Consider the following 14,162-nt stretch of genomic DNA (forward strand, 5'->3'; position numbering starts at 1 on the left):
AGCGGTCTCACTCTGTCCAAAGGTTCACCGCGTTATGAGTGCCCTCCTGCACGGGAGGGTACGGTGAGTGAAAGGACAGACAGATGGGACTATTCAATTTCTGGAAGAAATCCGGCAAGAAAGTCGCGGGCGGCGGTGACGCAGCCCCCAGCGCCGAGGCGCTGAAAAAGGAAGTGGCCGACCTGGGCCTCGATACCAAGGGCGCCGAAATCACCGTGGATGGTGACAAGGTCACCGTGTCGGGCGGTACGCTGTCGGCCGAGGAGCGCGAGAAGGTGATCCTGGCCGTCGGCAACGTCGAAGGCGTGGCCGAGGTTGAAGCGGCCGAGGCCGATGACGCCGTGTTCCACACGGTCGAGAAGGGTGACACCCTGTCGGCCATTGCGAAAAAGACGCTGGGCAGCGCGAACCGCTACCCCGAGATTTTCGAGGCGAACAAGCCGATGCTGACCCACCCGGACAAGATCTATCCCGGCCAGGTCCTGCGGATCCCCGGCGGCAAGTCCGCCTGATCGGCAGGCATGACGGGAAGGGGCCGCCTTTGGGGCGGCCCTTTTGTTTTGCGGCTGTCCTGCGATGATACTGGGGCAGGGGCAGGGGCCTTGCATTTCACAGGCGTGACGGATCGGCCCCGAGTTTATCGGCGGTTGCCGCTGATCGCGCCGGTTTTTCATCCGTTTTGTGCAGAGCGTCCCGCGCGCGGGCATCCCTTTCCGGTCCCCGGCAGCTTAGACGTGCTTGCCTCTTGCCGCCTTAGAAGTCGAAAAGGTTGCTGAGGAAGGATTCGCGCTTTTTCTCATGCGGGCGGCCGCCATGGTGGTCGCGATCATAACCGCCACGCGGTGGCTGCGGGGGCTGTGCTGCGACCTGAGCCGCCGCGCCGATGATCTTGTCCAGCTCGCCGCGATCCAGCCAGACGCCGCGACACTTGGGGCAGTAATCTATCTCGACTCCGCTGCGTTCGGTAATGACGAGCACCTGTCCATCCACGGGGCATTGCATGGCGATTATCCTTTTCAAACAAATCCAATGGTTACAGGTTGGGACCTAATCACCGAACGGCCATATTCAACGGCTGCCCGAACGAAAGCCGGTGCGCGACGGGGGACGATATGTGGCTGGGCGATATGCCGCCGTGCGGTGCAACCCCTTGGAGCGCCTCTTTTACGTTGCGCCACCTTGTGCTCTGCACCCTTGTAACCTTTCGCAAACCCTTCCACATTACTGCCCGAGGATGAGGTGAGGGTCGCCATCGCGGCCCCAGTGGGAGGACCGAGATGGGTTTTGCATCTGTTGCAGATACGATTGCGCTTGAGACCGAGATGCCATGGGCCGAGCGTGACGTGCCAAAGACGCTATACCAGATGCTGTCGCAGACGCGCGACAAGGTGCCATTGGGCAAGGCCGTCACCTTCCAGCTGCTCAGCGGACCGACCGACAAGGCCGAAACCCTGAACTGGACCCAGTTGCACGAAAAAACCTGCCAGGCGGCGAACCTGTTCCGCAGCCTGGGGATCGGTGAGGGTGATGTGGTCGCCTGCATCCTGCCCAATTGCAACGAGACGGTTCTGACCGTCCTTGGCGGGGCCATTGCCGGGATCATCAACCCGATCAACCCGCTGCTGGAGCCTGAACAGATCGGCGCGATCCTGCGCGAGACCAAGGCCAAGGTCGTCGTGACCCTCAAGGCGTTCCCCAAGACCGATGTGGCGCAAAAGACCGCCGAGGCCGTGCGCCATGCCCCCGGCGTGCATACCGTGCTTGAGGTCGATCTGAACCGCTACCTGACGCCGCCGAAATCCTGGATCGTGCCGCTGGTGCGCCCCAAGAACCCCGGCAACCACCATGCCGATGTCAAGAATTTCAACGCCGAACTGGCGCGCCAGCCCAAGACACTGGCCTTTGCCGACAGCGCGGGTGACCGGGTCGCCGCCTATTTCCACACCGGCGGCACCACCGGCATGCCCAAGGTCGCGCAGCATCGCTATTCCGGGATCATCTATAACGGCTGGCTTGGCGGCACGCTGCTTTACACACCCGAAGACAACGTGATCTGCCCGCTGCCGCTGTTCCATGTCTTCGCCTGCCATGTGATCCTGATGGCGGTGATCTATTCGGGCGCGCATGTCGTGTTCCCGACGCCTGCGGGGTATCGCGGCGAGGGGGTGTTCGACAATTTCTGGAAGCTGATCGAACGCTGGAAGATCACCTTCATCATCACCGTTCCTACGGCCATTTCGGCGCTGATGCAGCGCCCGGTCGATGCGGATGTCTCGACGGTGAAGACGTCATTCTCGGGGTCGGCGCCGCTGCCGCTGGAATTGTTCAAGCGGTTCGAGGCGGCAACCGGCGTGACCATCGTGGAAGGCTACGGTCTGACCGAAGCCACCTGCCTTGTCTCGGTCAACCCGGTGGACGGCGAAAAGAAGGTGGGATCGGTCGGCATCCGCTTTCCCTATACGGACGTCAAGATCCTCAAGACCGTGGGGGGCGCGCCCGTCGAATGTGCCGCCGACGAGGTGGGCGAGATCTGCATCGCGAACCCCGGTGTCTGGGCGGGCCACACCTATACCGAGGACGACAAGAACCGCGATCTCTACCATTATGGAACGCATCTGCGGACCGGTGATCTGGGCCGCATCGACACTGATGGTTACATGTGGATCACGGGGCGTGCCAAGGACCTGATCATTCGCGGCGGGCACAACATCGACCCCGCCGAGATCGAAGAGGCGCTGCTGGCGCACAAGGACGTGGCCTTTGCCGGTGCCATCGGCCAGCCCGACGCCCATGCGGGCGAGTTGCCCTGCGCCTATGTCGAACTGGTCGCGGGCGGCACCGTGACGGGGGCCGAACTGGTCGAGCATTGCAAGATCCATGTGCATGAACGCGCGGCCCTGCCGAAATTCGTCGAGGTGCTGCCGGAGCTGCCCAAGACCGCCGTCGGCAAGGTGTTCAAGCCCGACCTGCGCAAGCGCGCCATCACCCGCGTCTACAATGCCGCACTGCACGAGGCCAAGCTGAACGCCAACGTGGTCGAGGTTGTCGATGACAAGAAACGCGGCCTTGTCGCCCGTGTTCGTCGCACCGGCGTCGTGCATGATGACGAGGTGGGGCATGTGCTGGGCGCCTTCACCCGCCCCTGGGAATGGGCCGAGTGACAGCGCAGGGCGCCGCATCCCGGTCTGACGGAAGGCACCCGTGATCCTTCTGACGATCATACTTGCGGCGCTTGTCCTGCTGGGCGCGACGGTACTGATCCATTACGAGGTGCTGCGCGTCACCGGCAAGCTGCTGCCCGATCTGCCGATCCGCGCGCGCCAGCGGGTTCTGGTCGTGATCATCGCCTGCATGATCGGTCATATCCTCGAGATCGGCCTTTACGCGGTGGCCTATGCCCTGTTGCTGCAATTCGACGGGTTCGGCGGCATCGGCGGCGTGTTCGAGGGGACGGCGCTGGATTATTTCTATTTCTCGCTGACCAGCTACACCACATTGGGTATCGGCGAAATCCATCCCTACGGCCCGATCCGCATGATCGTCGGGCTTGAGGCTCTGAACGGGTTCTTGCTGATCACCTGGTCGGCCTCGTTCACCTATCTGATGATGCAACGCTACTGGCACCCCGAACGGGACCGCTGAGCAGGCGGCGCGGTTCTGTTTCAGCCGATCACGAAACTCTGTCCCGCAAAGGGGGTGCACCCGCCTGTTCCATGCCCTAGGTTGCGCGGGACATCTAGCAGAGCGAGAGTGACCCATGAGCTATACCCCTCCCAAAGTCTGGACCTGGACACCCGGAAACGGCGGACGTTTCGCCAATATCAACCGCCCCGTTGCCGGCGCCACCCATGACAAGGAGCTGCCGGTCGGCAAGCACCCTTTCCAGCTTTATTCGCTGGCCACGCCCAATGGCGTGAAAGTGACCGTGATGTTCGAGGAACTGCTGGCCGCCGGGCATGAAGGCGCGGAATATGACGCATGGCTGATCCGCATCAACGAGGGTGACCAGTTCGGCAGCGGTTTCGTAGCGGCCAACCCCAACTCGAAGATCCCCGCGCTGATGGATCACAGTGGCGACACACCGCAGCGCGTGTTCGAATCCGGTGCGATCCTGCTGTATCTGGCCGAAAGGTTCGGCGCCTTCCTGCCCACCGATCATGCGGCGCGGACCGAATGCCTGTCCTGGCTTTTCTGGCAGATGGGCAGCGCGCCCTATCTGGGTGGGGGCTTTGGCCATTTCTATGCCTATGCGCCCGAGAAATTCGAATATTGCATCGACCGTTTCGCGATGGAGACGAAGCGCCAGCTGGACGTGCTGGACCGGCATCTGGCCGAGCATGCCTATATGGCGGGGGATGAGTATACGATTGCCGATATGGCGATCTGGGCCTGGTACGGCCAGCTGGTTCTGGGGCGGCTTTACGAGGCGGCGGAATTCCTGGATGTGACATCCTACAGGCATGTGATGGCCTGGGCCGAAAAGATCGACGCACGGCCTGCGGTCAAGCGGGGGCGCATGGTCAACCGCGCCTTCGGTGATCCGGCACTGCAACTGCACGAGCGTCACGACGCCAGCGATTTCGACCTGCGGACCCAGGACAAGATCGCGCCCGAACAGGGCTGAAACAGGGCTGACGCCTCAGGTGGCCGGGCGGAAATAGGCGGCGCTGTCCAGTACGCCCGCCAACCGCGCAGCCGTGCACAGGCTTGCGCAAAGGCTGTTTTCGCCCGGCAGCGCGCCAACCAGGGCGATGGCGTTGCCCGGCAGGCGCAGCGGGTCAAGCACCCGTCGCAGGGCTTGCGCCATGCCCTGCCAGGATGGTTGCGGTGCGGGCATCGGGGCGGCGGATGCGAAGTTCAGCGCCGACACCTCGCGCAGTTCGGCCAGAAACGCCTCTGGCGCCTCTCCTTCGGGGGCGAGGGCCAGAAGCTGGCAGTTCTTCAACCCTGCCAGGTGGGCGCGCACCGGATCGGGCAAGACCAGACGGCGTGCCAATCGCAGGTTCAGCGCGGCGGGGGTGAACAACAGCCCCGCCGGATCGCGCCCCGCCGTGCGATAAAGGCTGGCGTAATCCGCATAGCGCATGCCCAGTTCCGTGGCGCGTGCCATCTGCATGCGGATCACGGCCATGGGCGGGCGCTTGGCCGCCTGTTCTGCGCGGGCGCGTTCCCACATGTGCTTGTGCCACAGGCTGACCGGTTCGGGGGGCGCGTTATGCCCGATCCCCTTGGCGTGCGTGGGCCCGTCCGTCATCGTCGATCATCCGTGGTCGGTGTGGTCTGCATAGACCTGCTGCCATCCGGGGAATTACGCAAGGGCAAACCGGGTTCATGCGGGCTTGCACAACGCCTGAGGTGCTGCAGCATGGACCGCCTGCCTGAAAGACAGGCGCGGCTGCTTGGGGTGCATCATGCCCCCGGCCTTCAGATCTGCAGAAACCGGGCGCGCGCGGCGTGATAGGTTGCATCGGCGCCATCAGCCTTCTGCCGCAGGATAGCAAGCGCGGCGAGATAGCTTTCGGCGGTGCGCCGGGCCAGGGGATCGCTGCTGTCGCGCAGGGCGGTGAAGACCTCGGCCGCGGCCTTGCCGCCCGCTTGCAGGATGCTGTCGGGGAAGGTGGGGTAGACGGTCACGCCATGCGTCGTCATGAGGCTGTGCAGCGCGGCGGCATCCTGTGCGGCAGCGGCGGCAAGGCTGTCGCGATGCGCGGCGGCGCAAGCGACGCGCAGCACCTCCCGAAGGTCCTGGGGCAGAGCAAGATATCTGTCCTTGTCCACGATCAGTTCGAAGGCCATCGCGGGCTTGGTGAAGGACACGGCATGGTAATGCTTGCATTCCTGCTGATAGCCCATCGCGAGATCCCGCGCGGGGCCGCCGAATTCGATCCCGTCAAGGGCGCCTGCCTGCAAGGCGGCAAGGGTTTCATCCGCCGCCATGGCAACGGGGGACAGGCCCATCTTGCGCCAGACCTGCGCGGCAAGCCCCGATGACAGCAGGCGCAGGCCCTGCACATCCTCGATCCCGGCCAGGGCCGTGCGGAACCATCCGCCAGCCTGGGGGCCGGTGTCGCCGCACAGAAACGCCTGAACGCCGAAGCTGTCATGCACCGCATCCCTGACGGCGTTGCCGCCCAGCCGGTCCAGCCAGCTTGCCATTTCCATCGCGGTCAACCCGTAGGGCATGCCCGCGAAGAATGGCAGGGCCCCTGCGCGCGATTGCCAGGCCTGCACGGGGCCGTGGCCCATGTCGGCCTGGCCCGCGATCACGGCATCCAGCGCCACGGCCTGTTGTGCCGCGCCGTTCGCCGGGACCGCCTCGACCGTCAGAAGGCCATCGCTGAGGGTGTTGATCCGCGCGGCCAGCCGCGCCGCGTCGAGGGCGGTCTCGGCCGGGCCCGTGACGGGGCTGGTCTGCATCCGCCAGAGGGTGCGGCCCTGCGCCAGGGCGGGTGCGGCCAGCGCGGGTGCAGCCGCAGCCACCGCGCCAAGCGCCGCTGTTTTCAGGAATGACCGTCTGTGCATGGGCGTTCTTTCGCTGCGGGCTGGTCCTGTGCCAGGTCTGTGCCAGGTCTGTGCCGGTGTGCAACCTTATAGGTTGCGCGCGGCGGCCAGGCAATTCCACGCCCCGCCCTTGACCGTGCCGGGCATCAGCCCTCCAGAAGCCGACGCAGCAGGGGATGCGGAAAACTGCGCCGCGCGGTGACGGCGTAGAAGCCTTCGATGATATCCAGCTCATAGGGGGCGGCTTGCAGCAGGCCCGCCCTGATTTCATCGGTCAGGACGACGGCGGGCGCGATAGCCAGCCCCATGTTTTCGCGCGCCAGCAGGCGGACCATGGCCATGTCATCGACCTCGGCCGCGATGCGGGGGGTCACGTCCAGCCGGGCGACAAGGCTGTCGAAACCGCTGCGGATCGTGCTTTCGGTGGGCAGGATCACCGGTTCGTTACGCAGCAGATCGGCCAGTGTCGCATGCGGGGCCATGCGCGCGGCGGTGCCGTAAAGCCCGATGGGCTGTTCCGAGATGCGATGCGTCACCAGATCGGCCCCGCCGTCACGATGCGGCGGCTCGTTGGTCAGTACCACATCCAGCGCAAGGGCTGTCAGTGCCTCGATCAGAACGGTGCTGCTGCCCGAGCGCAGGATGATCTCGGTCTCGCCGCCGGTCAGGACAGGGCGCAGAAACGCCAGCTGGAAGTTGCGCGACAGCGTCGATTGCGCCCCTACGCGAAGGGGCTGCTGCACCTCGCCGGTCTGGCGCAGGGTCGCGATCAACTCCTCGCCCGCGCCGAAGATGCGATCGGCATGATCCAGCGCGATGCGTCCGGCTTCGGTCAGGATCAGACGGCGCCCGCTGCGGGTGAACAGCGGATGTCCCAGCCGTTCCTCAAGTTGGCGCAACTGGATCGACAGGGCCGATTGCGACAGGTTCAGCCGTTCCGCCGCGCGGGTCAGGTTGCCCATATGGGCAATCTCGCGGAAATACCGCAGGTGATGATAGTTCAGATCAGCCATGGATTTATAAAACAGAACGTTTTTATAAAAACAATGAATTTTTTAGTGTTCTGTTGCAGTGCTACCTGACCACCAGTTCTGACAGGAGAGCCCGCGATGACCCTTCTTGCCTATCTTCCGCCTCTGGCGCTGGCCCTTGTGGCCCTCGATCTGACCCTCAGGCCGGTGGGCCGCGCCCATGCCCGTCTTCACCTGCCCGAATGGGCCGCCTTGCTGGCGATGGTCTGCGCCTTCGGCGCGGCTGTCCTGCTGGCGGTTGTCGGGCCGGTCACGCTGAGCCTGCCGGGGGTGCTGGCCCTGGCCTTTGCCGCAAGGATCGACATCGTGTCGGTCGCGATGCTGTTGACCGTGTCCTTCGTGGGCTGGATCGTGCTGCGCTTTTCGCGCAAGGCGCTGGATGGCGAGGCGGGCCAGGCCGGGTTCATGGCGATGATGGCGGCCACGCTGGCGTCGGTGTTGCTGCTGGTCAGCGCGGGCAATCTGGTGCAGCTGGTGCTGGCCTGGGCCATGGTGGGGCTTGGGTTGCACCGTCTGATCCTGTTCTATCCCGACCGCCCGCGCGCCCAGCGGGCCGCGCGCAAGAAGACCCTCAGCGGGATTGCCGGCACTGCGTCGCTGCTGCTGGCGGCCATGCTGCTGATCCAGGGGTATGGCACCGCCGATATCGCGACCATCGCACAGGCGGTGCACGCGGGCCAGACCCCCGCGACATTGTGGCTGGCGGCGCTGCTGCTGGCAGTGGCGGCGGTGTTCAAATCCGCGCTGATCCCCGCCCACGGCTGGCTGACCGAGGTGATGGAGGCGCCGACGCCGGTATCGGCCCTGCTCCATGCAGGCGTGGTCAACGCGGGTGGTTTCCTGCTGATCCGCTTTGCCGATGTGCTGCTGGCCACGCCCGGCGTACTGGCCTTGCTGGCGCTGATCGGTGGCTTCAGCGCCTTGGTGGGCGCGGCGGTGGCGCTGACGCAACCTTCGGTCAAGACGGCGCTGGCCTGGTCGACCTGCGCGCAGATGGGCTTCATGGTGCTGCAGATCGGGCTGGCGCTGTTTCCGCTGGCGCTGCTGCATATCGTGGCGCATTCGCTATACAAGGCGCATGCTTTCCTGGCCTCGGGCGGGGCGGTCGAACAGGTGGCCCGGATCCGGCGCCCCGGTCCGGTGGCCATCCCGGACCTGCGGGCGGTCTGGCGTGCCTTCGGCCTGGCGCTGGTGATCTATGCGCTGGTTGGCCTGATGTTCGGGATCCTCGACAAGCCGGTGCAGACCGTGGCCCTTGGCGCGATCCTGATTTTCGGCGTGGCCTATCTGATCGCGCAGGGACTTGCGGACATGGCGCCATGGCCGCTGACGATCCGCACGGTGGCCATGTCGGGCGCGGCCACGCTGGCTTATTTCGCGTTGCAGGCCGGTGTCACGGCCCTGTCGGTGGGCACGCTGCCCGCGCCGCCCGCAGCTGACGGGCTGATCTGGGCGACCTTGGTGCTTGCGGTCGGCAGTTTCGGGCTGGCCTCGGTGGCGCAGGCGACTTTTCCGCTCTGGGCCGGGCACCCCGCCGCGATGGGGCTGCGCGTACACCTGATGAATGGACTTTACCTCAATGCGCTGACGGACCGGATGATCGGTCAGTGGCGCGCATCGAAAGGATGATGCCGTGAACGCTCCTTCCCTGACCTTTACCGGACCTGAACTGGAACTCTTTGCGGTGGCGCGGAAGGCGGCCGGGATGATCCCGCCGGCCTTTCCGCTGGCAGCGACCGTGGCCGTCAATCCCTTTCTGGGCCAGGCGGGCCAGGACCGGGCGCAGACCGCCGCGATCCTGGCCCGTGTCGGCGGGCTGCGGATTTTCCGCGACCGCGCCGGTTTTGCCCAGAGCATGGCCGAAGGACGGATCGACCCGGCCGCGATGCAGGCGGCGGCACGGGCGCGTGGCCTGAAGACCGCCGATCTGGAGCAGGCCGTAACCAGGCCGACGCCGCAGCCGCGGGCATTCGCAACCGCAGCCGATCTGGCCGGAGATGCGGCGGCGCGCGCGTGGGCCGATCTGGCCCGCGACCGGATTGCCACATGGGCGGCGGCGCATTTCGATCAGGGGCAGGCGCTCTGGCCCGCGCTGGAAGGGTCGGCCTATGCATCCTGGCGGGCCTTTGCCAGCCGTGATCTGGTGCCCGGCATCGCCGGTCTGGGCGACAGTTGCCAGCGCGTGTCCGGCTTGCCCCATGATCCGCGTGCCGCCTTTGCCGAGGCGTGCCAGGTGCTGGGGGTGACCACGACAAGCGCGCCGGACTATTTCCATCGCCTGTTGATGGATCTGGAAGGCTGGGGCCAATATGCGCGGCATCTGGACTGGTTGGCGCAGCGGGACGGGGCGCGGGACGGGGTTCTGTTCGAATGCCTGACCATCCGGCTGCTGTGGGACATGATCCTGTTCGAGGCGCATCGCGACCTGATCGCCGCGTCATGGGCAGATACGCTGGCGGCCTATGCCGTGCCCGCGCAACCTTCCCATGACGATCTGGTCGATGCAGCCCTGCAAGACGCGTTGGAGCGGTCCGAGGAGCGTCGGCTTGTGTCACGGCTGGCCGCCGCGGCGACCCAGGCGCCTGAGACGCATGCCAATCACACACCGGCGATCCAGGCGGCGTTCTGCATCGACGTGCGGTCAGAAGTGCTGCGCCGCGCGTTGGAGGCGACGGACGCCGGCATCCGCACCATCGGTTTTGCGGGCTTTTTCGGTCTGGCCGTCGCGCATCGGGGCTTTGCCTCGGACGTGGTCGAGGCGCGCGCGCCCGTGCTGTTGCAGCCGGGTGTCGAAAGCCGGTCCTCGGGGGCGTCCGATGACGATCTGGCCGCCCGCATCGCGGCCCGGGCGACCCGCGCCTGGGGGCGGTTCCGCATGGCATCCGTCTCGGCCTTCGCCTTCGTCGAGGCCGCGGGCCCGCTTTATGTGGGCAAGCTGCTGAAAGATACGGGCACACGCGCCAAGGCGGCGCCTGGCGGACCCGCGCCCACCACCGATCTGCCGCTCGAGGCGCGGATCGGGGCGGCGGCCACGATCCTGTCGGCCATGTCGCTGACCCGCGATTTCGCACGGCTGGTTCTGATTGCCGGGCATGGCGCGGGCGTGACGAACGCGCCGCACGCCAGCGCGCTGCAATGCGGGGCCTGCGGGGGGCATGCGGGCGATGTGAACGCGCGGCTGCTGGCCGGGGTGCTGAATGACAGCGCCGTGCGCGCGGGGCTGGTGGCCAAGGGGATCGAGATCCCGGCCGACACGCGTTTTGTCGCGGGTCTGCATGACACCGTGTCGGACCGGGTCACGCTTTACGAGGATCAGGCCATTCCCGATCACGCGGCTGACCTGGCGCGGCTGCGCGCGGCGCTGGATCAGGCCGGAACGCTGGCCCGCGCCGAACGGGCCGCGCGTCTGCCGCGCGCGGATACGCCCGAGGCGCTGGCCCTGCGTGGCGGCGACTGGTCCGAGCTACGCCCCGAATGGGGGCTTGCCGGTTGCGCGGCCTTCATCGCGGCCCCGCGCGGGCATAGTGCGGGTGTGGACCTGGGCGGGCGGGCCTTCCTCCATGATTACGCCTGGCAGGCGGATAAGGGCTTTGGCGTGCTTGAGCTGATCCTGACCGCGCCTGTGGTGGTGGCAAGCTGGATTTCGCTGCAATATTACGGGTCATCCGTGGCGCCGCAGGCCTATGGGGCCGGCAACAAGCTGCTGCATAACGTCACCGGCGGGATCGGCGTGATCGAGGGCAATGGCGGCATGCTGCGCGCGGGCCTGCCCTGGCAATCGGTCCATGATGGCGACGCCCTGCAGCATGATCCGGTACGCCTGACCGTGATGATCGAAGCGCCGACGCAAGCGATCTCGGACATACTTGATCGTCATGACGGGGTGCGGGCGCTGTTTGACAACGGATGGCTGGCGCTGCTGGCCACCGATGCGGCAAAGGGTCAGGTGCTGCGCTATGAGGCAGGGACCTGGGTCAATCTGACGATCGAGGAGCGGGTGTCGCGCGCGGCCTGACGCCCGGACCACCGGACAGAAAAAAGGGCGGCCCGCGCATGTCGGGCCGCCCTTTGTCTTGAGCCGTCTGTCTTGCGCCGTCTGTCTTGCGCCGCTGTCAGTCGTAGCGCAGGTCGCGCGCCTTGCCGCGGAAGATGTAATAGGCCAGTGCCGAATAGCCCGCGATGACCGGGATCACGATCAGCGCGCCGACAAGGATGATCATCAGGCTTTCGGGCGCAGAGGCCGCCGCATAGATCGTCAGCTTTTCCGGCACCACATAGGGGTAGAAGGAATAGGCCAGACCCGTGAAGGCCAGCACGAACAGGGCGCTCGCCCCGGCAAAGGGCAGCCAGGCGAAGCTGTCATTGGCCGTGGGCAGCCGCCGCAGCACGACCCAGATCCCAAGGATCAGCGCGGCGGACATCAGCGGCAGCGGCGCCAGCAGGAAGAACTCGGGGATCGAGAACCACCGCTCCCAGATGCGGGTGCTGACAAGGGGCGTCGCAAGCGAAATCGCACCCACACCCAGCACCACGCCCCAGATTCCGCCACGCGCCCATCGGACCGCTTTCAGCTGCAATTCACCTTCGGCTTTCAGGATCAGCCAGCAGGCGCCGATGAAGCTGTAGCCCACGGTCAGGAAGACCGCCGTCAGCAGGGCGAAGGCCTGCGAGGTCCAGCTGTTGTCCAGCCCCATGACGTAAAGGCCCAGCATGTAGCCCTGCGCCATCGACGTCATGATCGAGCCTGCGAAAAACGCGACATTCCAGGCATTTTTCTTCGGCAGGGCCACCTTGGCGCGAAACTCGAACGCAGTGCCGCGCAGGATCAGACCGATCAGCATGATCGCGACCGGCAGGTAGAGCGCGGTCAGGATCGTGCCATGCGCCGCCGGAAAGGCGACCAGCAGCAGGCCGACCGCCATCACCAGCCAGGTTTCGTTCGCATCCCAGAAGGGCCCGATCGAGGCGACCATGCGATCCTTCTCGGCCTCGTTGCCCAGGGGCGTCAGGATGCCGACGCCCAGGTCAAACCCGTCCAGCACGACATAGATCAGGATCGACAGGCCCATGAGCGCCGCAAAGACCACGGGCAGCCAGACGGCGGGATCACCAAAGAGGGTCATCATGGCATTCACTCCGCCGGGATCGACTGGATCGCGCCGCTGACCGGGCGGCCTGCGACAGGTGCCGTGCCGCCCTTGGCCTTGCGCCGGGCCAGGTAGACCAGCACGCTGACATAGGCGACAAGCAGCGCGCCATAGATCATCAGATAGGCCACCAGGGTCGAGGCCACCAGCGCCGGCGCCACATCACCCACCGCGGCATCGGTGCTCAGCACACCGGTCACCAGCCAGGGCTGACGGCCGATTTCGGTCGTGTACCAACCCGCCAGCGTCGCCAGCCAGCCCGAGAAGGCCATCGGCATGAACGCCCACAGGACAGGGCGCGGCAAGCCTTCGATCCCGCGGCCACGGCGCATCAGGAACAGGGCCGCCCAGGACAGGGCCAGCATCGCCATGCCCGTGCCCACCATCACGCGGAACGACCAGAACACGGCGTTCACGGGCGGGTGCAGGATGGTGCCATCCTCGGCCACGAAATCGTTCAGGCCCGGCACCTCGCCATCCAGGCGATGGGTCAGGATCAGGCTGGCGCCCGACGGAATGCCGATTTCGAATCGGTTCTCGCGCGCGTCCTCATCGGGCAGGGCGAACAGCAGCAGCGGCACATTGCCTTGCGTCTCCCAGTTGCCCTCCATCGCGGCCACCTTGGCAGGCTGGTATTCCAGTGTGTTCAGCCCGTGCATGTCTCCGGCATAGATCTGCACCGGGATGATCGCGGCACCCATGATCACGCCCAGCCGCAGCGATTTTCGCACCTCGGCGCTGCGTTCACCCATGACCCAGCGCAGGGCGGACATGCCCGCGATCAGAAAGCCCACGGTCAGGCCCGAGGCCAGCAGCACATGGGCAAGCCGATAGGGCATCGAGGGGTTGAAGATGATCGCGAACCAGTCGGTGGCATAGGCCACGCCGTCGCGCATCTCGAAGCCCTGGGGCGTGTGCATCCAGCTGTTCAGCACAAGGATCCAGAATGTCGACATGGTCGTGCCCACGGCCACCAGAACGGTGGCACCCGTATGCGCCCAACCGGGTACGCGGCTGAAGCCGAACAGCATGATGCCAAGGAACACGGCCTCCATGAAGAAGGCGGTCATAATCTCGTAGGCCAGCAGCGGCCCCGCGATATTGCCGACGCTTTCCATGAAGCCGGGCCAGTTCGTGCCGAACTGGAAGGACATGGTGATGCCCGACACGACACCCATGGCAAAGGACAGGGCGAAGACCTTGACCCAGAAGAAATAGGCATCCATCCAGACCTGATCACTGGTCCGGGCGTAGCGCCACTTGAAGAACACCAGCACCCAGCCCAGGGCAATGGTGATCGTCGGAAAAAGGATATGGAACGAGATATTTGCCGCGAACTGGATCCGCGACAGCAACAGGGTGTCCATCATCTCCATCTGTCTGCCATTCGGCCTTGCAGGCCGCCTTTCGTTTCAAAAAAGGGGCCTAGCGGTCAAAGCCCCGAAATCGTTCACTCTTTCCCGCTGCGTCATGTCGAATATGG

12 protein-coding genes are annotated in these 14,162 nt (G+C 65.6%); 6 read left to right on the forward strand and 6 right to left on the reverse strand.

Annotation, left to right across the window (positions count from 1 at the left end; genetic code table 11):
• Positions 1–83 precede the first annotated feature (83 nt).
• Positions 84–512, forward strand: coding sequence for a peptidoglycan-binding protein LysM (gene lysM / locus ACFQ3C_RS04325; RefSeq protein WP_380789232.1), 429 nt, complete (start codon positions 84–86; stop codon positions 510–512).
• Positions 513–753: 241 nt separating this feature from the next.
• Here lysM and ACFQ3C_RS04330 read toward each other — a convergent pair whose 3' ends face one another.
• Positions 754–1,002, reverse strand: coding sequence for a TFIIB-type zinc ribbon-containing protein (locus ACFQ3C_RS04330; protein ID WP_380789233.1), 249 nt, complete (start codon positions 1,000–1,002; stop codon positions 754–756).
• 275 nt (positions 1,003–1,277) lie between these two features.
• Between ACFQ3C_RS04330 and ACFQ3C_RS04335 the strand changes: the two genes are divergently transcribed.
• From ACFQ3C_RS04335 to yghU, 3 genes are all read left to right on the forward strand, one after another.
• Positions 1,278–3,161, forward strand: a complete 1,884-nt coding sequence (locus ACFQ3C_RS04335) for an acyl-CoA synthetase (RefSeq protein WP_380789234.1) — start codon at positions 1,278–1,280, stop codon at positions 3,159–3,161.
• Positions 3,162–3,201: 40 nt separating this feature from the next.
• Positions 3,202–3,642 carry an ion channel gene (locus tag ACFQ3C_RS04340; RefSeq protein WP_380789235.1) on the forward strand — a complete coding sequence of 147 codons (441 nt, stop codon included), beginning with the start codon at positions 3,202–3,204 and terminating at the stop codon, positions 3,640–3,642.
• 115 nt (positions 3,643–3,757) lie between these two features.
• Entirely contained in the window at positions 3,758–4,624 is an 867-nt protein-coding gene (yghU, locus tag ACFQ3C_RS04345) for a glutathione-dependent disulfide-bond oxidoreductase (protein ID WP_380789237.1), read from the forward strand.
• Positions 4,625–4,639: 15 nt separating this feature from the next.
• Here the strand turns inward: yghU and ACFQ3C_RS04350 are convergent, their stop codons facing one another.
• From ACFQ3C_RS04350 to ACFQ3C_RS04360, 3 genes are all read right to left on the reverse strand, one after another.
• Complete coding sequence (locus tag ACFQ3C_RS04350; protein ID WP_380789238.1) at positions 4,640–5,254, reverse strand: hypothetical protein; 615 nt, start codon at positions 5,252–5,254, stop codon at positions 4,640–4,642.
• A 170-nt stretch (positions 5,255–5,424) separates the two neighbouring features.
• Positions 5,425–6,522 (reverse strand): ABC transporter substrate-binding protein, encoded by a 1,098-nt coding sequence (locus ACFQ3C_RS04355; protein WP_380789239.1) that lies wholly within the window; start codon positions 6,520–6,522, stop codon positions 5,425–5,427.
• A gap of 125 nt (positions 6,523–6,647) precedes the next feature.
• Complete coding sequence (locus tag ACFQ3C_RS04360) at positions 6,648–7,514, reverse strand: LysR family transcriptional regulator (protein ID WP_380789240.1); 867 nt, start codon at positions 7,512–7,514, stop codon at positions 6,648–6,650.
• Positions 7,515–7,610: 96 nt separating this feature from the next.
• Here ACFQ3C_RS04360 and ACFQ3C_RS04365 point away from each other — a divergent pair, with 96 nt between their 5' ends.
• Complete coding sequence (locus ACFQ3C_RS04365) at positions 7,611–9,161, forward strand: proton-conducting transporter transmembrane domain-containing protein (RefSeq protein ID WP_380789241.1); 1,551 nt, start codon at positions 7,611–7,613, stop codon at positions 9,159–9,161.
• A 4-nt stretch (positions 9,162–9,165) separates the two neighbouring features.
• Positions 9,166–11,547 (forward strand): YbcC family protein, encoded by a 2,382-nt coding sequence (locus tag ACFQ3C_RS04370; RefSeq protein WP_380789242.1) that lies wholly within the window; start codon positions 9,166–9,168, stop codon positions 11,545–11,547.
• A 97-nt stretch (positions 11,548–11,644) separates the two neighbouring features.
• Here ACFQ3C_RS04370 and ACFQ3C_RS04375 read toward each other — a convergent pair whose 3' ends face one another.
• Both ACFQ3C_RS04375 and ACFQ3C_RS04380 read right to left on the reverse strand, forming a co-directional pair.
• The gene (locus tag ACFQ3C_RS04375; protein WP_380789803.1) at positions 11,645–12,655 is read right to left on the reverse strand and encodes a cytochrome d ubiquinol oxidase subunit II; all 1,011 of its coding nucleotides are present in this window, start codon (positions 12,653–12,655) and stop codon (positions 11,645–11,647) included.
• An 8-nt stretch (positions 12,656–12,663) separates the two neighbouring features.
• Entirely contained in the window at positions 12,664–14,055 is a 1,392-nt protein-coding gene (locus ACFQ3C_RS04380) for a cytochrome ubiquinol oxidase subunit I (RefSeq protein ID WP_380789243.1), read from the reverse strand.
• Between the last annotated feature and the right edge of the window lie 107 nt (positions 14,056–14,162).

The organism is Seohaeicola saemankumensis (assembly GCF_042678485.1).
Classification (GTDB): Bacteria; Pseudomonadota; Alphaproteobacteria; order Rhodobacterales; family Rhodobacteraceae; genus Seohaeicola; species Seohaeicola saemankumensis.

Coding starts and splice junctions, on each gene's coding strand:
- ACFQ3C_RS04335 (WP_380789234.1), top strand. CDS start 1,278: ATGGGTTTTGCATCTGTTGCAGATACGATTGCGCTTGAGACCGAGATG.
- ACFQ3C_RS04375 (WP_380789803.1), bottom strand. CDS start 12,655: ATGACCCTCTTTGGTGATCCCGCCGTCTGGCTGCCCGTGGTCTTTGCG.
- lysM (WP_380789232.1), top strand. CDS start 84: ATGGGACTATTCAATTTCTGGAAGAAATCCGGCAAGAAAGTCGCGGGC.
- yghU (WP_380789237.1), top strand. CDS start 3,758: ATGAGCTATACCCCTCCCAAAGTCTGGACCTGGACACCCGGAAACGGC.
- ACFQ3C_RS04330 (WP_380789233.1), bottom strand. CDS start 1,002: ATGCAATGCCCCGTGGATGGACAGGTGCTCGTCATTACCGAACGCAGC.
- ACFQ3C_RS04350 (WP_380789238.1), bottom strand. CDS start 5,254: ATGACGGACGGGCCCACGCACGCCAAGGGGATCGGGCATAACGCGCCC.
- ACFQ3C_RS04365 (WP_380789241.1), top strand. CDS start 7,611: ATGACCCTTCTTGCCTATCTTCCGCCTCTGGCGCTGGCCCTTGTGGCC.
- ACFQ3C_RS04380 (WP_380789243.1), bottom strand. CDS start 14,055: ATGGAGATGATGGACACCCTGTTGCTGTCGCGGATCCAGTTCGCGGCA.
- ACFQ3C_RS04355 (WP_380789239.1), bottom strand. CDS start 6,522: ATGCACAGACGGTCATTCCTGAAAACAGCGGCGCTTGGCGCGGTGGCT.
- ACFQ3C_RS04360 (WP_380789240.1), bottom strand. CDS start 7,514: ATGGCTGATCTGAACTATCATCACCTGCGGTATTTCCGCGAGATTGCC.